This window comes from uncultured Marinobacter sp. (assembly GCF_947259545.1).
GTDB lineage: Bacteria > Pseudomonadota > Gammaproteobacteria > Pseudomonadales > Oleiphilaceae > Marinobacter.
Genome location: NZ_CAMYMK010000007.1, coordinates 471927 through 492262 on the forward strand (window position 1 = coordinate 471927; position 20336 = coordinate 492262).

Annotated in this window: 21 protein-coding genes; 9 read left to right on the forward strand and 12 right to left on the reverse strand. The window is 56.3% G+C overall.

Translation table 11 applies throughout. From position 1 onward, the window contains the following. The first annotated feature begins 68 nt into the window (after window positions 1-68). Entirely contained in the window at window positions 69-746 is a 678-nt protein-coding gene (locus tag Q0Y21_RS09910) for a FadR/GntR family transcriptional regulator (RefSeq protein WP_297794495.1), read from the forward strand. Then, window positions 746-1750 (forward strand): bile acid:sodium symporter family protein, encoded by a 1005-nt coding sequence (locus Q0Y21_RS09915; protein WP_297794498.1) that lies wholly within the window; start codon window positions 746-748, stop codon window positions 1748-1750. Before Q0Y21_RS09910 ends, Q0Y21_RS09915 begins: the two co-directional genes overlap by 1 nt. Here the strand turns inward: Q0Y21_RS09915 and Q0Y21_RS09920 are convergent. Further along, entirely contained in the window at window positions 1721-2389 is a 669-nt protein-coding gene (locus Q0Y21_RS09920; RefSeq protein WP_297794501.1) for a J domain-containing protein, read from the reverse strand. The two genes, Q0Y21_RS09915 and Q0Y21_RS09920, sit on opposite strands and share 30 nt — an antisense overlap. A gap of 230 nt (window positions 2390-2619) precedes the next feature. Here Q0Y21_RS09920 and Q0Y21_RS09925 point away from each other — a divergent pair, with 230 nt between their 5' ends. The 3 genes from Q0Y21_RS09925 to Q0Y21_RS09935 all read left to right on the forward strand — a co-directional run bounded on the left by Q0Y21_RS09925 (window position 2620) and on the right by Q0Y21_RS09935 (window position 7664). Next, a complete protein-coding gene (locus Q0Y21_RS09925; RefSeq protein ID WP_297794503.1) occupies window positions 2620-4707 on the forward strand; it encodes a TonB-dependent receptor in 2088 nt (695 codons plus the stop codon). 214 nt (window positions 4708-4921) lie between these two features. After that, entirely contained in the window at window positions 4922-5722 is an 801-nt protein-coding gene (locus Q0Y21_RS09930) for an ABC transporter substrate-binding protein (RefSeq protein WP_297794505.1), read from the forward strand. Next, the gene (locus Q0Y21_RS09935; protein WP_297794508.1) at window positions 5715-7664 is read left to right on the forward strand and encodes an ATP-binding protein; all 1950 of its coding nucleotides are present in this window, start codon (window positions 5715-5717) and stop codon (window positions 7662-7664) included. The genes Q0Y21_RS09930 and Q0Y21_RS09935 overlap by 8 nt, the downstream gene beginning before the upstream one ends. A 27-nt stretch (window positions 7665-7691) precedes the next feature. Here Q0Y21_RS09935 and gorA read toward each other — a convergent pair whose 3' ends face one another. The 11 genes from gorA to gspE all read right to left on the reverse strand — a co-directional run bounded on the left by gorA (window position 7692) and on the right by gspE (window position 17605). After that, window positions 7692-9053, reverse strand: a complete 1362-nt coding sequence (gene gorA, locus Q0Y21_RS09940) for a glutathione-disulfide reductase (protein WP_297794511.1) — start codon at window positions 9051-9053, stop codon at window positions 7692-7694. Window positions 9054-9086: 33 nt separating this feature from the next. Next, window positions 9087-9752 (reverse strand): GNAT family N-acetyltransferase, encoded by a 666-nt coding sequence (locus Q0Y21_RS09945; RefSeq protein ID WP_297794514.1) that lies wholly within the window; start codon window positions 9750-9752, stop codon window positions 9087-9089. A gap of 55 nt (window positions 9753-9807) precedes the next feature. Then, window positions 9808-10335 (reverse strand): type II secretion system protein M, encoded by a 528-nt coding sequence (locus Q0Y21_RS09950; RefSeq protein WP_297794517.1) that lies wholly within the window; start codon window positions 10333-10335, stop codon window positions 9808-9810. A 4-nt stretch (window positions 10336-10339) separates the two neighbouring features. Continuing rightward, window positions 10340-11644, reverse strand: coding sequence for a type II secretion system protein GspL (gene gspL, locus Q0Y21_RS09955; protein WP_297794522.1), 1305 nt, complete (start codon window positions 11642-11644; stop codon window positions 10340-10342). A gap of 2 nt (window positions 11645-11646) precedes the next feature. After that, window positions 11647-12657: a type II secretion system minor pseudopilin GspK gene (gene gspK, locus Q0Y21_RS09960; protein WP_297794525.1), complete on the reverse strand. Its 1011-nt coding sequence runs from the start codon at window positions 12655-12657 to the stop codon at window positions 11647-11649. Then, window positions 12654-13406 (reverse strand): type II secretion system minor pseudopilin GspJ, encoded by a 753-nt coding sequence (gene gspJ / locus Q0Y21_RS09965; protein ID WP_297794528.1) that lies wholly within the window; start codon window positions 13404-13406, stop codon window positions 12654-12656. The genes gspK and gspJ overlap by 4 nt, the downstream gene beginning before the upstream one ends. Beyond that, on the reverse strand, window positions 13406-13780 hold the full coding sequence (gene gspI, locus Q0Y21_RS09970) for a type II secretion system minor pseudopilin GspI (RefSeq protein WP_297795387.1): 375 nt from the start codon (window positions 13778-13780) through the stop codon (window positions 13406-13408). The genes gspJ and gspI overlap by 1 nt, the downstream gene beginning before the upstream one ends. Then, complete coding sequence (gspH, locus tag Q0Y21_RS09975; protein ID WP_297794531.1) at window positions 13777-14307, reverse strand: type II secretion system minor pseudopilin GspH; 531 nt, start codon at window positions 14305-14307, stop codon at window positions 13777-13779. Before gspH ends, gspI begins: the two co-directional genes overlap by 4 nt. A 6-nt stretch (window positions 14308-14313) precedes the next feature. Beyond that, complete coding sequence (gene gspG, locus Q0Y21_RS09980; RefSeq protein WP_297795390.1) at window positions 14314-14778, reverse strand: type II secretion system major pseudopilin GspG; 465 nt, start codon at window positions 14776-14778, stop codon at window positions 14314-14316. 63 nt (window positions 14779-14841) lie between these two features. Further along, a complete protein-coding gene (gene gspF / locus Q0Y21_RS09985) occupies window positions 14842-16056 on the reverse strand; it encodes a type II secretion system inner membrane protein GspF (RefSeq protein ID WP_297794533.1) in 1215 nt (404 codons plus the stop codon). A gap of 4 nt (window positions 16057-16060) precedes the next feature. Then, window positions 16061-17605, reverse strand: a complete 1545-nt coding sequence (gspE, locus tag Q0Y21_RS09990) for a type II secretion system ATPase GspE (protein WP_366517679.1) — start codon at window positions 17603-17605, stop codon at window positions 16061-16063. 154 nt (window positions 17606-17759) lie between these two features. Here gspE and Q0Y21_RS09995 point away from each other — a divergent pair, with 154 nt between their 5' ends. From Q0Y21_RS09995 to Q0Y21_RS10010, 4 genes are all read left to right on the forward strand, one after another. Next, window positions 17760-18413 (forward strand): type II secretion system protein N, encoded by a 654-nt coding sequence (locus Q0Y21_RS09995; protein ID WP_297794536.1) that lies wholly within the window; start codon window positions 17760-17762, stop codon window positions 18411-18413. 8 nt (window positions 18414-18421) lie between these two features. Then, on the forward strand, window positions 18422-19078 hold the full coding sequence (locus Q0Y21_RS10000; protein WP_297794538.1) for a transglutaminase-like cysteine peptidase: 657 nt from the start codon (window positions 18422-18424) through the stop codon (window positions 19076-19078). A gap of 68 nt (window positions 19079-19146) precedes the next feature. Further along, window positions 19147-19512: an MbcA/ParS/Xre antitoxin family protein gene (locus Q0Y21_RS10005; RefSeq protein WP_297794540.1), complete on the forward strand. Its 366-nt coding sequence runs from the start codon at window positions 19147-19149 to the stop codon at window positions 19510-19512. Further along, window positions 19509-20303 carry an RES family NAD+ phosphorylase gene (locus Q0Y21_RS10010; protein ID WP_297794543.1) on the forward strand — a complete coding sequence of 265 codons (795 nt, stop codon included), beginning with the start codon at window positions 19509-19511 and terminating at the stop codon, window positions 20301-20303. Before Q0Y21_RS10005 ends, Q0Y21_RS10010 begins: the two co-directional genes overlap by 4 nt. Window positions 20304-20336: the final 33 nt, after the last annotated feature.

The following is a 20336-nucleotide window of genomic DNA, read 5'->3' on the forward strand; positions in this document are numbered from 1 at the left end:
ACCGGCGGGAGTTGACGTTTTCCTATATTCATAGGATGATTGGGTCATCTTTTGATTGGATCATAGACATGCCCCTTGTACCCATAAAGAAAGGCTCCCTGGTCGAAACCGCCATTGAAAGTCTGCGCTGCGCCATTGAGCAAGGCCAATGGCCCATGGGCTCTCGACTTCCCGTGGAAGCAGACCTGTCTGAAGCGCTGGGCGTCAGCCGCAATACGGTGCGGGAGGCCGTGCGCGTGCTGGTGCACGTCGGCATGCTTGAAACGCGCCAGGGGGACGGTACTTACGTGCGGTCAACAAAGGACGCCGGGGAAACCCTGCGCCGAATCGGCCGGGCACAGCTGGGGGATCAGCTGGAAGTGAGAATCATGCTGGAAACCGAGGCGTCCCGACTTGCCGCCCATCGACGTACGGAGTCTGATCTGGTGGCGATGACCAGAGCGCTGGATGCCCGTGCAAAGGCCGGTGACAACGTAGTGGATCGCATCCGCCACGATGAGACGTTCCACCATGCTCTGGTAGCCGCATCCCATAATCCCGCGTTGACCGAGCTGTACGATTACTTCGCCCATGCAGTGTCTCGTACTATTGAAGGCACGGAAACCGAACCTGACCTGCCCGAGCCCTCCCAGGAAGATCATGAGTTACTGTTGGCAGCTATCCGCCGTCAGGACGAGGAAAAGGCGGAAACCCTGGCAAAAGCGCTGCTTAAGCCCAGTCTGGACACCCTGCGGGAACGTCGTTGATGAAACTGAGGGTCGATACATTCACCCTGCTGTTGTTGGGCGCCATTGTTCTGGCCTCCTTTCTACCCGTTAAAGGCGGGGCAGCAGACCTGCTGGCAACCGTTGGTACGCTGGCTGTGGCGCTACTGTTTTTCTTTCATGGGGCAGCACTGTCCCGAGAGCAGATCGTCGCCGGGGCAACCCACTGGCGACTGCACATACTGATCACTTCCCTCACCTTCGTGTTCTTCCCCCTGGCCGTGCTTCCGATCAACAGCATGAGTGATTTTGCCCCCCAGTGGATGCCGGAAGACCTGGGCCTGGGCTTCCTGTACCTGGGAGTCCTGCCGTCGGCGGTGTCCTCTTCCATTGCATATACCGCCATGGCGAAAGGAAATGTGCCAGCGGCCATATGCAGCGCCGCAGCCTCCAATGTCTTTGGCATGATGTTGACGCCATTCCTGTTGTTACTGCTGGTCAGTACATCCGGGGGGAGCAACTTTTCGGTGGCCGAAGCCCTCAAGGACATTGTGTTGCAGCTGTTATTGCCGTTTGCAGCCGGGCACTCCCTGAGACCACTGCTGGGGGGATTTCTGGCCCGTAACGAAGGTTTGATGTCGCGGTATGATCAGTGCGTTATCTGGCTCATCGTATACTCCGCATTCTCCCACTCAGTGGAGAGCGGCCTGTGGCAGAACCTGCCGGTTCTTGCGATCGTGCTGACCGTCGTGTTGTGCTTTGCCCTGCTCGGCTTCTTTATGATGATGGCGCGCTTCCTGGTAAGGCGTTTCGGTTTCAGCCTGGAGGATGAAGCAGCGGTGGTTTTCTGCGGGTCCAAGAAGAGCCTGGCGTCAGGATTACCCATGGCCAAAGTGTTGTTCTCCGGCCACCCGGGCTTTGGCATGATCGTGCTGCCGATTATGTGCTACAACCAGATTCAGGTGATTGTCGGGGCCATTCTGGCCCAGAAGTACCGCGAAAAGATCGAGGCAGCCTCAGCCGCCGCCTCCCATGCCCCCGAATAGAGTCGCCAGAACGGCAAGCCCGACGATCCAGCCAATAACCGCAGGCCAGAAGTTAACCATTTGGGGCGGCTGCTCCTCTGCCGCTTCCTGTTCCTGCGCATCACGCACAGCTTCCTCTTCTTCCCGGTTTTTCCTGGCCATCTCGGTCAGACTGTTCCAGCCGAACCACTCGCCCAGGAATCTGGCAACCGGAGGCGGGAAGCTGTCATTCTCAGCCATTGGCCGCACCTGCTGTTCCAGGGATCTGCCTATCTCACGCCTTAACCTGGGATTATCCGCCGGAGGCTCGCTCAGGATCGCTTTCCAGATTTGTGGATCATTGCTGCGCCGAGAGTCGTTCAACAGTGCGTTCACCTGAATCACGACTTCGCGAACGACTTGCTGCTCGTTGGCATCCAGCGGCTGCTCATCGGAAACGGCCACAATCGGCTCAATATCCCCGGCAGCGACCGAAGCGGTATCTTCAGGCTGTGGCTGCTCACCCTGTGGTGCGGGCTCCCGGCCCATCGCTTCCCGGTATGCCTGCTTCAGGCGCTCGGCTTCTTCGCCGCTGGCAAACTTGCTCTGCTTCTCATAGGCGGCTTCAATCTGCCGAGTATCGCGGGTCGGCTCAATACCGAGGATTTCCCAACATGTCATAGACGCATAACGCTCATATCAGAGATTCATTACAATTTTGAGAGACAAATGCAGTGCGGTCACCTACGATACACAAAAGGCATTCATGCAAAACACCGTCCATCCCTTACTCAGCCGATTATAAAACGACTGCCATGCCTGTTACGAACTCTGTTACCAAAACTTCACCCGGCCTGCATAAATCCGTCGCTCCGCTATCCTGTCTGGCCATGGTTTTGTCAGGCTCCCTGTTGGCCCCTACCCCGATCCTCGCGGACGACCAGCAGCCTGAGATGGATTTCACCGGACTGTCCTCCATGGAGCCTCCCTTGCCGGAGGTTCTGACGACGACCCGGCTCCGCCAGCCAAAATCCCGGGTTCCCGGCACTACCACGATTATCGAAGGCGACCTGATCAGGACTCTTGGCGTAATGAATCTCGTTGAGGTGTTCCGACTGGTACCCGGCATGACGGTTGCCGAAGTGGGCAGCAACAACCCGGTGACGAGCTACCACGGCACCGTGCATTACGAGCAGCGACGGCTTCAGGTTCTGGTGGACGGCCGCACCTCATACCGTGCCAGCCTCTCAGATACCGACTGGCATACCATGCCCGTGCCCCTGGAGCTCATAGAACGAATCGAAGTCAGTCGCGGTCCCAACGCGGCAGCTGATGGCATCAACGCTTTTCTGGGTACCATCAACATTATTACCCGCTCGCCTGAAGACACGGCGGGTGTTCAGCTCGGTGCCGTCTCCGGATCCCGCGGTCACCTGAGGACCTTTGGTTCCGTCGGCGATGCCAGCGATATCTACAGCTGGCGACTGGCCTATGAGAAACGCAAATCCGACGGTTTTGACCGGCAGTTCGATAACGACCAGTTTTTCCCTTTTCATGACGGGTTCGACATCAATACCTTCGGTTATGACGGCATTGTCCGCACCTCCGACAGCACGAATTTTGAGCTCCGGGGCGGAGTTGTAGACGGTATCAATGAGGAAGACCTGAGAAAGAACGGTAAGCTGGGCGCCACGGATCACCCGGATATCATCGTTGATGATTACTATCTGCAAACCCGACTGAACGTGAGCACGTCCGAGAACCATTTCTTTCATTTTCAGGTCAGTTACCAGAATTACCAGCGTCGCCAACGTTGGCCTGTGTGCATTGCAGGACCAGTGATTGACGATCTGATCGCCGGCAACTCTCCCGAGTTCGATTTCGAGCCAGGCGATTGCATGCCGGAAGACAGCCCGGCGCCTTTCATTGCCGATCTCAATGAAGATATCGAAGAATCCCGACTCGAGTTCGAGATTCAGGACACCCTGTACTTTAACCCTGATCTCAAACTGGTTTCAGGATTGGGGTACCGTAAAGACACCTATCGTTCCGAGACATTCTTCAATGGCCGGGGCAACAATTACCAGTCCAGGGTGTTTGCCAACGTGGAATACACGCCGCTGGACTGGGTCACCTTCAATGCCGGCGGAAACTGGGAAAGCACCACCACCACCCATGACAACCATTTATCGCCACGGGTTGCGGCCAACTTCCATCTCACCAACACTCAGGCCCTGAGGTTCGTGTATTCGGAGGCTGTGCGCACCCCGGATGCCTTCGAGCAAACACCGGACTGGGGATATCGAGCTGAAAACATACGCCCACCCTACGAGTTTCTGGAGGGTACAAGGTTCGAGGTCGCAGATCTGGTGGATCCGGAAACCTCAACTTTTGGGGAAGAGCTTGAAGAAGAGCGTATAATTTCTCGGGAAATAAGCTATTTTGGTCAGTTTTATGTAAACCAGGCTCTGCTGTCCCTGGAGATTCGCTATTTCAACGACCACCTGAAAGACATGATCAGCGGCGTTATCAATGAGGAGGATTTTTTCATCGCCAACAATGTCGGCCTGGACCAGGAAGGGTTCGAGGTAGAGTCATCGATCGATTATGCCGGCACCAAACTCCGAGCTACCTATGCCTACCTTGATCAGGATGGACGCTACACCGGTGACCCCAACAAGCTTGACGCCGGGGATCAGGAGTACGTGGTTGCACTTCTTGGACGGTTGTCCGTTCGACACTCCGGAAGTTTTGCCTGGATACAACAGTTACCGTTCAACTTGACATCGGCTGCCACGTTCTACTGGGCGGACGAATTTCGGAGAGCCCAGTTCGAACGTGCGGATTTCAGAATTGCGCGTAGAATATTCGCCTCAAACTACAGTTACGAACTGGCTTTTACCATGCAACACTATCTCAACAGAGTTCCGGACCTGAGTCCGGATAATATAATTCGGAATCACAACCAATTTTTTGTCGAAGCTGGTGTCCGCTTCTGATCCAGCCAATGGAATGCACTGAACCCAGGACGGTATGAGACCAACAATTCAGTCAATCAACGCCTCGTTTACAGGCAGGATGCCTGTATACGTCGCTCTTTGCCTGCTCCTTTTCTGCGCGCTGGTGCTATCGAGACCCGCGCTAAGCCAAACGCCTCCTGCGACAGTCGTTTACATTGCTGGCACCGATAACAATGTCGCGTTGACACAACACATGACTGGCCTTTTGCGAGACGAACTCGGCGACGGGTTCAGTTTACGGCCGTTCAAACCCGGTCAAACCTCCCAGGACGACAACAGCCTGATCATTACCCTGGGGCCTGATGCTTTTACGCTTGTCCGCCAGGAAAGCCGTAACGTTCCCGTTCTTGCCCTGCTCGTGGATGAACCTTTCATCAAAGGGTATACCAATGGCCATGAGGAACAGCAGCTCAGTGCCATTTTCTATGCTCCACCAATGATTCGTCAGGCGGTGGCCGGCAAGGTGATTCTTCCACACGCAACACGGGTTTCCATGCTTGCCACACCCGACAGCGCGGTATTATATGAACATCTGAAAGAGCAACTGCCTGCCTTTGGCATGGATAGCCAGATATTTGTTGTCAGCAGTAACGACGACCTGATTCCCACACTGATTCGGGCGCTGGAGTATGGGGACTTTCTCCTCGCTGCGCCCGATAGCAGCATCTATAACCCGCGGACTATCAAACATATCCTGTTGACGACCTACCGACGAAACCGAATTGTCATCGGCCCGAGTCAGGCTTATGTCAAGGCGGGCGCGCTGGCTTCCACCTACACACCCTTTACGATTATTGCCGCGCTGGCCGCAGACGTCATCAATGAATATCAGGTTTCAAACCAGTTCCCGCCTCCCTTTTATCCGGAGGAATTCAGGCTGGCGGTCAATGAACAGGTTGCCCGGTCACTGAACATCCCGCTTCCTTCCAGGCAAGAGCTTGTCGATGCCATCAAAGCCCGGCTCTCATCATCCACGGAGGATGATCATGACTGAGCCAACAAACAAGCCCGCTCCTCTTGTCAGAAAGCTGATGCTCCTCGGAGCAGCGCCCGCCATTGTCATGTTCATTGTACTGATGGCTTTCTTTACCACTGCCCGATTGGATGACGCCCGAAAGGATCTGGCGAACAGCAGTCAGATGCTCGCCAATAGCCTTGCTCCGGCAGTGGAATATGCCGTTTTGTCAGGCAATACCGTCGCCTTGCAACAGATTCTTAGCCAATCACTGCAACAGAGCCAGGCACAATGGATACGCGTATCCGACGTGACGGGAGACGAAGTGGGATTCGTGACCAGTGGCGAAGACGAATCCGCGGACGTCAATGAGACCTTTGACATTTTTGAGGCCGAGATCCTGCAACAGCCACTGGATCTGGGCGGTAGCCGCCAAACCGAATGGTTCGAACCGGATTACACCTTCGGCAACGGTGCCCTGAGAGTGGGAACCGTTCAGGTGGGCGTCAGCAAGGAGCTGCTTGCCGCCCGACGTAACGATATTCTCTGGACGTCCCTGGCGGTTGGCATCGCCTTGCTGCTGTTTACCATGCTGATTGTAAAACAGACCTTGTCCGGCATATTGGCTCCAATACGCAGCTTGTCCGATCGCGTTACAAAGCTCATCAATCGGGACTACAGCCAGGTCTCTGTGAGCAAAAACCATAACACCCTGGAAATCCAGGAACTTGAAAAAAATCTGAATGCCCTGGCCGCCCACCTCACTAGCCTGGAAGAGTCCAGAACCCAAACACTGGCGGCTTCCGAGAGCGCCCGCGCCAAAGCCGAATCCGCCAACCAGGCCAAGTCTGAGTTTCTGGCCACCATGAGTCACGAACTGCGAACCCCACTGAATGGCGTGCTCGGCATGATTGACCTGGTTTCCGAAGAAGCTCTCTCATCGCGCCAGAGGGACTATTTGCTGACAGCCAGGCAGTCGACAGAAGATCTGTTGATGGTGATCGGGGATATTCTCGATTATTCAAAGGTTGATAGTGGTCACCTGAAGCTGGAGAACAGTGAGTTCGACCTTCGCCAACTCCTGGCAAACTGCACCGCCAGCTACCGATTACTGGCAGACCAGCAAGGGCTTGAACTGACCATGGCGTTCCAGGGTAACTGGCCGGAGAAACCCTATGTGATCGGAGATGCGCCCCGACTCCGACAAATCCTCGCGGGACTGACTGACAATGCCATCAAGTTTACCAACTCCGGTTACGTCAAAATCCAGGCCGATTGGATAGCGAACGAAGAGAACTGCATGGTACTGAGTTGCTCGGTCAAGGATTCCGGAGCCGGCATTCCGGTCGATCGTCTGAACGATATTTTCAACTCCTTCGAGCAACTCGACAGTAGTGATAGCCGCGATTACGGCGGTACCGGCATAGGGCTGTCACTGGTGCAGAGGCTGGTTGAACTCATGGGAGGGCATATTCATGTGGAAACGGATCCTGGCAAAGGATCGTCGTTCAGGTTTGAGTTGCCATTCGAGCTAAGCAATGTGGCGCCGCTAACACGTCCCACTAGCCGTGACATAAAAACACCCGCCAGTGAGGGGGCCATCTCGAAGGCGTTGGTGGTTGAAGACAACCCCGTCAACCAGAGAGTCGCCACCGCCCTTCTTGAGCGCCTGGGATTCGAAACTGATGCCGCCAGTAACGGCAAGGAGGCACTGGAGTTGGTCCAGACTAACCATCAAGGTTATGACGTCATTCTGATGGATTGCCAGATGCCCATCATGGATGGTTATGAGACCACTCGGTGTATACGGGAATGGGAACACAGCAACGGCCAGTGCGATACACCGATCATCGCACTGACTGCGGATGCCCTGCCCGGCACAGAAGCCAACTGCCATCGCGCGGGCATGAACGATTACCTGGCCAAACCCATTCGCAAGGAAAGCCTGAGAGCGACGCTCAACCGCTGGATAAACATCTGACCAGCGGCAGGCAAGCATCGGATCGGCTCAGGCAACCGGCTCCCGCATGGTGACAAACTCTTCTGCGGATGTCGGATGAATCCCCAGGGTACTGTCGAACTGGGCCTTGGTGGCACCCGCCTTCATGGCAACCGCAAGTCCCTGGGTGATCTCACCAGCGTCCGGCCCAACCATATGGGCGCCGAGGACCTTGTCACTCTCTTTGTCGACCACCAGTTTCATCAGGCAACGTTCCTGCCGGCCACTCAGGGTGTGCTTCATCGGCCGGAATTCTGAGCGATAAACGCTGACATTGTGGCCGGCCTCTCTGGCCTCGGCTTCCGTTAGCCCGACCGTTCCAATATTGGGCTGGCAGAAGACAGCCGTCGGGATACAGTGATAGTCCATCTCGCCCTGACCATCGCCAAACAGGCGGCGTGAGAGGACCATGGCCTGTGCAAGAGCAACCGGAGTCAGCTGCGGCGTACCGATTACATCACCCAAGGCAGTGATTGACGGCACGGAAGTCTGGAAATGATCATCCACCACCACATGGCCTTTCTCACTCAGCTGGACGCCCAAGGCTTCCAGGCCTAGCCCCTCAACGAGTGCACGGCGGCCGGTAGCCGCCATCACCAGGCCAGTCGTCAGGTGAGTGCCGTCATTCAGTGTGACGTCATAATGGGTGCCATCACTCTCAACCGCTTCAATGGTGGTTCCGAACCTTAGATCCACACCTTTTCTGCGCATTTCGGTAGCGGTGAATTCGCGGACATCTTCGTCAAACCCCCGCAGGAACAGGTCTCCCCGGTACAACAGGGTGGTTTCAACACCAAGCCCGGCCAGGATGCCGGCAAACTCCACGGCAATATATCCACCGCCCCAGACCACCGCGTGCCGCGGCAACTGGGGCAGATAGAACATTTCGTTGGAGGTGAGAATGCTTTCTTTACCCGGAATATCCGGAATCACCGGCCAACTCCCTGTCGCCACGGTGATATGCCCAGTGGTGTAGCGCTTTTCACCCACAACCACGGTATTGGCATCGGCGAGCGTCGCCGTGCCCTCTATGATGGTCACACCGGCATTTTCCAGGAGGCGGCCATAGATACCGTTCAACCTTTCTATCTCGGTGTTTTTGTTGGCGACGAGCGTGGGCCAGTCAAAACGGACCTGATCAAGCGGAACGTTCCAGCCATAACCAGCTGCGTCTTCAAGATCCTCACCAACATGGGAGCCGTAAACAAACAGCTTCTTGGGAACGCACCCGACATTGACACAGGTGCCACCAAGGTATCGGGACTCAACAATCGCGACCCGGGCGCCCCTCTGAGCGGACATTCTCGCCAGCCGTACACCTCCCGAACCAGCGCCAATTACTATCAGATCGAAATCGTGGTTGTCAGACACAGCGTCTCCTGAACGAATGGTAAATCAATGAAGTCAACCGGGAGATGCCTGTGCTTCCGCAGGGCGTACTTCCCGGAACAATACATGGTCCTCGAAGTCTCCCAGGCGGATTTTTCCGAGACTGCGGAATCCTTCGGACTCGTAAAACGGTAGATAGCGGCTGTTACCGGTATCCAGCACCAGACCACTGCCACGGGGGTTGTCCGCGCATAGGCGCTCAACCGTCGACAACAGCAGACGGCCAAAGCCACGATGCTGGTACTGGGGGTTCACCCCCATCAGCGGTAATTGGTGGGCCAGAGGCTGAGGCAACATTTCCGCTATTTTCCGGTGGTAATCAAGATAGCGGCGCGTACAGGCGAAACCCGCCGTCAGCACCATGCGTATACGCCAGCTGAGCTGCTCCGTCAGGTTCAGGCGCAATTCGGGCTCCCCAATAAATGCCACGGCGACCAGTGTATCATCCAGCATGACACCAATAGCTTCCTGATCCAGCTCCAGATAAAGATCAATCAGCTCACGAATGGTGGCCCGAACTCTTTGTTCATACCCGGGTCGCCGATGATCAAACAGATACTGGAACGTTGGCTCTCGAAGGTAGGCATGAAAAAGTATGGACCTCGCCTCATTACGTGCACTTTCGTCGAGACGGACAATTACCGGCTCCGGATTGCTTTTATTGTCTTTGCCGTCACTCATCAGGTTTCTCCTGTTTACCCACCGTTCACATTCAAACCCTGCCCGGCTCAAGTGCTCAGATTGTAAGGGTTAGCCGTACTGACACTATGCCCGGATCATTCTTTCCGTCCATCGCAGCCTGATCGATCACCACGCCATGATCGCTATTCAGTCTTTCCAGCCATGCTGCGACGTCTGCGAACGGGACGTCTTCAAGCCAGACACGAATAGCACTGCTTCCACTGGGTTCAAATCGTTGCAGGGACAATCCGGCTTCGCCGGCGCTACGGGTGACCAGCGCCATCAGTGCACGCCCGTCTTGCGGTGCATTGGACGCAGGGCGGCCAGCCCCTTCACTGTCGGCGAGCCGCTCAATATCAGACTGGTTTGCGCGCATCCAGGCCAGGAGCTCTTCGGCGTTCTCCCGCGAATCTACGGCCTGGTCGTGAAACCCGGTAATGGGCTGCCAAATCAGGAAGTACAAGAGCCCAAGAAACACTGCAACCACCAGGACAGCCAGTGCCTGCTGGTCCCTGCGCGGAAGCTGGTCATATTGGGCTATCAGTTTGCCTACGGAAGGCTGATCTTTCAGTTTCGTCAGCATCGTCTCAGCCTCCCGATACGGTCAGACGCCCGCGGGCGCCACTGGATTCATTAACAACGGAACCGATCTGGGCTTCCAGACCCTGCTGCGCCAAACCATTACGCAAGGCACTCATGCGGTTATAGGTGTCCGCCCGGATATCCACGACCAGCTCTCCCCGAGAGCGACTGTAATTTATAGAATTAAACGTCAAGGACTGGTTTTGCGGTACCTTGCTGTATTGATCTCCGGTGTACTTCATCAACGTAATGAAATCTGCAGCCGGTCCACCGGATCCAATGGAGCGCAGCTGCCCCTCCACGACCCGTCGAACATTGCCCGCGTGGGTACGGCGGTCATCAGGAAACGCTTCGCGATAGATCGCCATGGCTTGCTCGCGGGTGACATCGGCCTTCTGCTGATGATAAAAGCCCATTCCCAGTTCAACGCCCATCTGAATGACAAACCACACACTGGCAACCGCGATCAGAGGCTTCCACGCCCGCAAGGGACTGGCCTGACCACTGTTGACGCCATAACTGCCCTGACACAGGTTAATCGGGTGCGACAGGTGGTGGTGATGAGCATGTGCCAACAATTCCAGTGGCATGAGTTCAATGGCTTCGAGCTTCACCACGAGCCGGCCGGCGGAACGAAGCTCACTGATCGCGGATTGTTGTTGATCCAGTTCCTGCTCGGTACCAAAAATCGTCACCGGCACTTCCGCAACGACGTCTTCGGACGGCGGAGTAGCCAGTGTGTGTGCAAACATACCGAGATTCCGCGACTGAATACTGAGCCACTCTCCGCGATCACTGATCAGCATAGAGTTTTCGCCGTCCAGGCAAATGGACCAGCCACCGTCCGTTTCTGGCAACAGGGCAGCATCGGGGTAGATAGCATCCAGCCGGGCATGCTCCCAGTCACTGAAGAGGTCTACCCAATCCGACATCCGGTTCCGATCGATAGCGGCTACCCTGAAACCGTTGTCCGTTCTGCTTCCCAGCGCCAGGTGCACGGTGTCAATATCCTGGGCAATTTGCTCCTCTACCGCATACGGCAAAGCCTGAAGAATGAACCGGCTTTGCTTCGCAGGAATATCTGCGAGGCAGAACAACGCCTCGTCCCCGGGCACCAGGCCAATCAACAGAACATTGTCCAGGGCGTTCTGGCCAAGGGTTTGCTCAATCAGGTCCCGGGAGTCCCCTCGCCCATGGGCTTGAGTGTCGCCACTGGCATCATGGAGAACCCAGTTAAAAAGCTGCGCATCCGGTGTTTGCCCGGGGTCGGCAAAGGGTGGCAGAGGCCTGACATAAAGGCGGTAAGACATGTCTATCCTTCTGAAGCAGTAAAGGGCTCTTTGGTAATCCGGTTCTTTTGCCCGGTATCGCGGTGAACCGTATACAGCTCACCTTCCGGACTCCGGAATACCGTGCTGACCAGATTCGCAACCCGGTCATCATAGGTAATCCGAGAAACGACCTCAAAAAAACGGGTTTGCACCCCCAATCCGGAGGACTTCAGCCCAAGGCCTGAAAACTCTGGCAGGGCCAGAAAATCCTGAATATTTTCAAACCGCTCTTCTTGCCTTTTCTCAAGAATAGACTCTGCCTGGGCCTGCGTCAGCTCTTCGTGTAAGGAACGCAGAACCGGCATGGTCGCGGTGTTCACATTGATCCCGACTCCATTTACCGGCAGTGCTGCCACGTGCGGCTTCAGCCTACGGTAAACCTCTTCGGTCATACCCTCAATAAGTCTTAGCTCGGTCACACTGACAAAAGGCTGGTTGGCCGCCCTGAAACCGGGATCCGCCATCAGGTACTGTCCATCCTCCGCACCATAGGCACTCACCGTCTGATCATTCGGATCAATCCAGTCTATCAGGGCGTCAACCGAGATTTCGGAGATATCCAATGCGACCAGCAGGCGTGCAACCTGGTCCCGGACAAGCGGATTCACCTGACCGTTGGCCGACACCAGATCGTTCAGGTTAATCCGCCCCCCCAGATCATCAATCTGGATCTCGACCACGCCATTATCATCCAGCGGCAAAACAGCCGAATTCGCAGCCCAGAACTCATCCAGGCTGTCTACCATCAGGTTGTCTTCCTTATCCTGCTCAAAGTCCCGGTACAGGATCTGTCGTGCAAACGCCTCCGCACCAAGGGCAATGCTTTGTCCCTGCTGCTGAGCCAGATAGTGCCCTGCCCGAAAAATCCTCACGCTCTGCTGTTGCGTCATACCCGTGGCAAGCATCACCACCAGAGCCATGGCCAGCAAGACCATAATCAGAGCAACACCGCGCTGACGACGGAATCGAATGGTAACCCGGCTCACGGTCATTGCGGATCTCCCAGGGCAGATGGACCACTCGGGCCCTGCTGGGGCTGGCTTTCTTCCTCTTCTTCGTTATCGGTATCCGTTTCCGAGCGGGCTTCGTTGCTGGTATTAACCATTCCCTGGGCCTCACTGCCATCAAATTCGGGCAGCGCGAATGTGCGGGTCAGCTCGCCGAATCGTTCGTGTTCCAGGGTAACTTCGATGCCCAGCGGCAGGGGCAGCTCCGGCCTTGTTCCCGGAGTCAGGGTTGCCATGGCTTCCGCTGTGGGCCAGCCGTCAGTCCAGGCCCGCTGCTGGTCAAGAAAGCGGATCTCAAACGATGTCACGTCTGACAGCAGCAACACATCCTGACTGTTTTCTTCCTGGCCCTGATCCAGAGTAACCCAGCGCCTGCGACGCAGTTCCTCACCGGTGTACTCCCAGCCGGCTCTCTGCAGAGAACTTCGTCGGGTTCCCAGAGGGTTTCTCCACCCCTGTCGCGTCAGAACCAGGGCAAAACTGTCTTCCCGGCTGGTCAGCGCTGGTTTGTAATCTCCGTACATATCCCGCACCGGGCGGTTAACAACCTGTATCAGGTCCCGTTCCAGCAACAACATAGTGCGTTGTATCTGGTCAAACTCATCAGCAACCTCGTTCACCCGGTCCCGGGACAACACCACACCACTGAGAACCTGCCACACACCCAGCCCGATGACTGCGGTTATTGTCACCGCAATCAGCACCTCCATCAGAGTAAAGCCCCGTTGCGACATCAGTGCTCTCCAATGAAGGCGGAAAGCGTATGAACCGGAACCGGGTCGCTGCCATCATCCCTGAAACGCGCGACCGTCACTTCAATACGTCGCATGGTAGGGTCCTCCGTACCGAGAACAGCGGTGGTTACCTGCCAGCGAAAGGGGCCGTAATCCAGGTCATCGGAATTCTCGGATATCCCGGGTACCTCCTCCTGAAGGCGGAGTTCATTGATCCGATTGTCGGCAATCCACCCAGCCATCGTTTTATCGCGGATACGCTCATAACTGGCGATGTACTGACTCCCGACTTCGGCGGCGGCTGTAGCGATCAGCCCGAACACCAGGAGCGCCACCAGCACTTCGATCAGGGTAAAGCCGCGCTGATTGCTCACCATTCGTCCTCATCGCTGCCCGGACGGCGCCACTCCAGGGGAGACACGCCATCAGAGGCTAGTACGTGCATATAGGAACTGTCACTGCCGATGGTGAATTCCACTTCAAACGGTGTCGTTTCCCCGCTGGAGAAAAACACGATATCCGGTCGCAGCTTGTCTTCTTCGGAAGCAAGTCTTGGCGTATCACTTTCGATGAACTCGGTCATCACCAACCACTCAGGGAAACTGCGTTGTTGGAACATCCGTTCCCCAGACTCCCCCCACTCATTCGCCTGCTCGTCAAACAGTACGAACCGATAACCGTCCTCTTCAAGCGCCAGCCCCAATTCCTTGTTGTTCAGTACGGCTTGCTCGGAGGCGGTTTGCATCAACAGAAACATCTCGCGGACATGGTTTTCCAGTTCCCGCTGCTGAGATCCGCCACCCAGGTTCATTACCGCCAGGGCAGCCAGCAAGCCGACAACGATCAGCACCACTAATATTTCGATCAGCGTAAAACCCGAGACCGTTGCCCGCTTCTGCATAGTCCGTTAATCCCGGGTCTTCCAGACGCTGATATCAGCTGCATCGCCTTCACCACCTTCCTGGCCGTCGGAGCCAAAGGAATAAAGATCGTAGGGCCCTTCTGTGCCCGGGCTGACGTACTGGTACTCAGTGCCCCAGGGGTCTTCCGGTACATTTTTCAGGTAACCATCCGGGTTCCAGTTCTTGGGTTCCGGGCTACCGCTGGGCTTGCTGACCAGCGCCTCCAGTCCCTGCTGGGTCGATGGGTAATGGCTGTTATCAAGGCGATAAAGATCCAGCGCGTTGGCAATGTTGCTCAACTGGGTTTCAGCTACGGTCACTTTGGCCTGGTCGCTACGCCCCATGATATTCGGAGCAACGATCGCCACCAGCAGACCGAGAATGACCATCACCACCATAATCTCGATCAGTGTGAAACCGCCCTGCTTGCGGTGATTGTTGCGTAGATTCCGGGTAGCGTCTGGCTTCATAGTTGTGCTCGTCATTTGTATAGACTCTCTTTCCATTGTCCAAAGGGGGTAAAGCTTTTGAGGTCAGCCGACCAGATTGCTCATGTTGAGAATCGGCAGCATGATGGCCAATACGATGATGAGGACCACCACACCCATCAATAACAGCATCATCGGTTCGAAAAGACCGACAATGGCTGCAATTTTTGACTGCAGGGTGTTTTCCTGCATTTTCGCGGTTCGCTCCAGCATACTGTCCAGTTCACCACTCGCCTCACCACTGGCAATCATATGGAGCATCATCGGCGGGAAATATCCCGTCTGGTCGAGGGAACGATGAAGGGATCCACCCTCACTGACTTTTCGGGCAGCGTCCCGCAGTTCCCGACGCAGATAGTCGTTGGACAGCACCTCGCCCGCAATACGCATGGCGTCCACCAGGGGCACGCCGCTGGTGGTCAAGATACTGAGTGTGCTGGCGTACCGGGCGGTGTTGACCCCTCGCACCATGCCGGAAAACAGAGGCATATTCAGTAACCAGCGGTGAAACTCCAGTCGGAACGAGGGCTTGCGCAGGGCCATCCGGAACCCGATGATGCCAACGATTAGCAGTATGAGAAGGTAGACACCAAAGTCGCCGAGAAATTCCGATACCGCCAGCATGGCAACGGTGAGTCCGGGCAGATCCTGCCCCTGTTTGACAAACACTTCGATAATGTCCGGCACCACATAAGTGAGCAGGAACACCACAATAGCAATAGCCACCACACTCAGAATGATGGGATAGATCGCGGCAAGCTGAATCTTCTGGCGGGCCTCCTGCCTGGCTTCTGTGTAGTCCGCCAGCCGATTGAGAACCAGGTCGAGGTGCCCCGCATGTTCACCGGCGGCAACAGTCGATCGATACAATCGGGGAAACGCCCGGGGGAACTCGCCGAGACTGTCCGCAAAACTGTAGCCTTCCATGACTTTGGCACGAATGGCAATCAGCATGCTGCGGATACGCGGCTTTGTGGACTGCTGAGCGGCCGCAGACAGGGCCTGCTCGACCGGGATGCCGGACTGGATCAGCGTAGACAGCTGTCTGGTAACCAGTGCCAGGTCCGCTGCCGCCAGACTGCCCCGACTGCTTAGCGGGTTGCTCCCGTGGGCCTGCTTTTCAGTCGATGCAGCCACTTCCAGAGGGGTCAGTCCACGCTCCCTGAGCTGCTGCCTGACCGCACGGGGGGCATCCGCCTCCACCACACCCTGCTTTTGCTTGCCCCGCGCATCAAGGGCCTTGTATTCGAATGCCGGCATGAGGTTATTGGCTCCGGTGGGTCACGCGAAGAACCTCTTCAACGGTGGTGACACCGTCCAGAATCTTCTGTACACCGTCAGCGTGGATACTGGGGCCGGACAACCGGGCCTCATGCTCCAGATCCAGCTCCCCTGCCCGCTTGTGGATGAGCGCACTGATTTCATCAGTGATCTCCACCACCTCATAAATACCGATTCGACCGCGATAGCCCAGCTGATTGCAGTGTTCACAACCTTTCGCCCGGTATATGGTTGGTGGGTTATCTGCATCCTGCTGCAGGAATTCACAGTGCTCTTCGGTTGGCGTATAAGGCTCACAACAATCCTTGCACAGTACCCGCACCAGGCGCTGTGCCACGATACCCACCAGACTTGACGAGATCAGGAACGGCTCGATGCCCATGTCCATCAAACGGGTTATGGCACCGACCGCCGTATTGGTGTGCAGGGTCGACAGGACCAGGTGGCCCGTCAGACTTGCCTGCACAGCAATTTCAGCGGTTTCAAGGTCGCGGATCTCACCGATCATGACTACGTCGGGGTCCTGGCGCAGGATCGCGCGCAACCCACGGGCAAAGGTCATATCCACCTTGGTGTTGACCTGAGTCTGCCCAATTCCCGGCAGGTTGTATTCAATAGGATCCTCAACCGTAAGGATGTTACGGCTGCGGTCGTTGATCTCCTGAAGTGACGCGTACAGGGTGGTGGATTTACCGGAACCGGTAGGCCCCGTCACCAGAAGAATCCCGTAAGGGCGGTAAATCAGCTTGCGAAGAACCTTGAGGTCCCGCCCCGCCATACCGAGCGATTCCAGGCGGATATTCCCCGCCTGCTTATCCAGCAAACGAAGCACCACGCGCTCGCCGCTGGACGAAGGCATTGTGGATACCCGGATGTCCACTTCCCGACCGGCCACCCGCAAGGCAATACGGCCATCCTGAGGCACACGCTTCTCTGCAATATCCAGCTTGGCCATAACCTTGATACGGGAGACCAGCAGCGGCGCCAGCGCTCGCTTGGGCTGGACGACCTCCCGCAACACGCCATCAACACGGAACCGGACAACCAGGCGCTTCTCGTAGGTTTCAATGTGTACGTCAGAGGCGTTGGTCTTGACCGCCTCAGTAAGAATGGCATTGATAAGACGGATGATCGGGGCGTCGTCTTCCTGCTCCAGAAGATCTTCCGTCTCAGGCACGGAGTCCGCCAGCGAGGCCAGATCCATGTCATCGCCAATGCCTTCCACCATCTGCATCGCTTCGGCGGAGTCGTTCTGGTAGGCCGCATTCAGGGCTGCATCAAAGCGCTCCGGGTCGATCGTGGAGAACCGGGCCCGGCCCCCACTGACGCGATTGGCTTCGGCCAGGGCCGAATGGCTGGCCCCAGGGCGGACCAGAATAACCGGCTCACCGTCTTCCTCGCGGGTCAGTATCACGCCATTACGTTTGGCGAAGGCGAAAGGAAGACGGCCCAGCGGAGCATCCTGCGGCTGAAGTTCGTGTTCTGTTTCCAAGGTCGTCCCCGTTTTGTTGCCAGGTGCGGATGAAATATCCGTAAACCCTTTTTATTCAATTAATTCAGAAAGGCTACCATAGGATTTGGAACCGCTGAATAACTCTATACACTATACTGCCATTTAACCGTTGCAGTCTGATAACCTGTGATCTTTTTACAGGGTCGTAAACTCATTGTCGGGATATCCAATGTCTTTTAACAACACCCGGTTACCCATGCTCCTGGCCCTCGCCACCGTTGTGGCCATGATCGCCCTGACATCATGGCAGGCCTACCGGTTCTGGCAGCAGGAATCGCAACGGGGCAGCCAGCAAATGCGTGCAGCCGCTGACATGAAAGAAATCTCGGATGAGCAGAAAGTACCAGAAGTGACACTGGCCTCTATTGACCTGTTTGGCAAGGCCGGAGAATCCGCGGCCGACCAGCAGATCGACACTGAGAATCTTCCCGAAACCAACCTGAGACTATTCCTGCGCGGCGTACTCGCCGCAAGCGGCGATTTTCCCGGCAGCGCCCTGATTGAAGACGACAAAAACCAGACTGAAGCCTATCTGGTCGGAGATGAACTTCCCGGCAACGCCAAACTGCGTTCGGTACATGCCAACCGGGTTATCATCCAGCGCAATGGAAAACTTGAGAACCTGTATTTCCCGGAATCCGAAGACCGCACCGGGCTGGAGTTTGCCGCCGGCAGTTCCGCCACTCCCGAATCAGGGGGAGGTCAACCCGACAGTTCTCCAGCCAGCGCACCCCCCTCCCCGGCTGCCGACGATCAGCGCCGAGAAGAAATTCGCCGCCGGCTTGAACAACTCCGCGAACGCCTGCGGAACAACAACAGCTGAGGCTGACCATGGAAACGGCAGCCCGGACGTTTCGCCGCCGCAGCCTGCTGTTCCCCGTGTTGCTTCTGGTAACCGCTGTAGCAGCCTTTGATCTCAGCGACCGCCTGCTGAATTATGTAATGGAGGAGTTTGGCCAGGAGGCTCACAGCCGCCTCGAGAACTGGCAAAATCTTAATCGTATAGCCCAGAATGCGCCAAGGAAACGGCAACTGGCCCTGGTGAACTCATTCTTCAACCGTGCCCGCTTCGTTTCCGACATGGAACATTGGGGCGAGGAAGATTATTGGGCGACGCCGGTGGAACTACTGACCACCAACGGCGGTGACTGTGAAGACTTCTCCATCGCCAAGTACCTGACGCTGAAATCCATGGGTGTTCCTGACGAAGAGCTCCGAATTGTCTACGTCAAGGCACTGGAATTGAACCAGGCGCACATGGTCCTGGCCTGGTACCCGACGCCGGACGCGGACCCGCTCATCCTCGATAACCTGATCAACCAGATCAAGCCCGCATCACAACGAAACGACCTGGAGCCAGTCTACAGCTTTAATGGCGAAGGTCTGTGGCTGAATCAATCCGGCGGAAGACAAAAGCGGGTAGGAGAAGCTGGCAAGCTGGCGCATTGGCAGGACATGAACAAACGGCTGACTGAAGCTTTGCGCTAACACGCGCTGTGTTATTTTCGACTATTTCCGCTATAATGTGAATATTAGACATTAATGGCGGAGGGCCTATGACCACCGTTTCCGGCATCAAACCACACACCACCGACCGCGCACTGTTGGGCAAAGCCGTCGTCAATGCTGGCAAGGCGATGGGCCTTACCCAGGCAGACGTGGCTGAAATCGTGGGCCGTAACCGCTCCGGCCTGATCCGGGACGGAATCGATCCTTCCAGCAAGGCTGGCGAACTTGCCCTGCTCCTCATCCGCCTGTACCGCAGCGTATATGCGCTAGTGGGAGGCGATGAGGACGCCATGCAGCATTGGCTCAACACCGAAAACCGGTATTTTTCAGATGTTCCAAGGGAGCTGGTACGCAGTGCCGAGGGGCTGGTGCGGGTGCTGTATTACCTTGACGCCATGCGGGGCAAGATTTGAGTCTCCGCAATCGCATTGAATCCAGCATCACAGTGGTTCAGGGCACCACTTACCGGGTTGTTGAATCCCAGGAAGAAATAGCCACGACAGAACTGGTGGACAACATCCAGGAACAGATGAGGCTCGAGGAACTACTGGAGCAAAGCAAGCCGCCACGCCCCGAAGGCACCGAGGGCCTTCACTACTTGCTGGCAACGCCCTTTCGCTACCCGCCCCTGAAATACGGTTCCCGCTTCGGCCGACCATTCGAAAAAAGCCTGTTTTACGGCGCCATGACCGTAAATACCGCCCTGGCGGAAGCTGCATTTTACCGCTTTGTATTTATCAACGATATGGTCGTACCCTACCCCAGGCCCCTGAAAACCCTCCACACCCTGTTCGCCACCCGTCTGCGTACCAGCTGGGGCATTCGCCTGCAGGATCCCGAGTGGGCAGATCTCCACGAGGCACTGACCAACCCCGCCAGCTACGATACCTGCCAGAGCCTCGGTACGACCATGAGAGAAACCGGCATTGAGGGTTTCCAGTTTCTGTCGGCCAGGGCCCGCCAGGCCCACCTATACCAACTGCCATACTCACCCACAAATGGCATGGAAGGCGTTAACGCAGCGCTTTTTTCGCCACGAGCCCTGAAAGACAGGAAACCCAGGGGTCGCTACCGCCTGATTATGATGGCGGATCCGACCACCGTGACCATGAGCCTGACCAACGAAGAGGGCCTGAAAACAGCCTCCGCATTCAGCCGGGACACCTTTCTGGTTGATGGCAGGTTGCCGTGCCCGGCGAGCTAAGAACCTGCCCCACTCTCGCATTGCACACAGTAT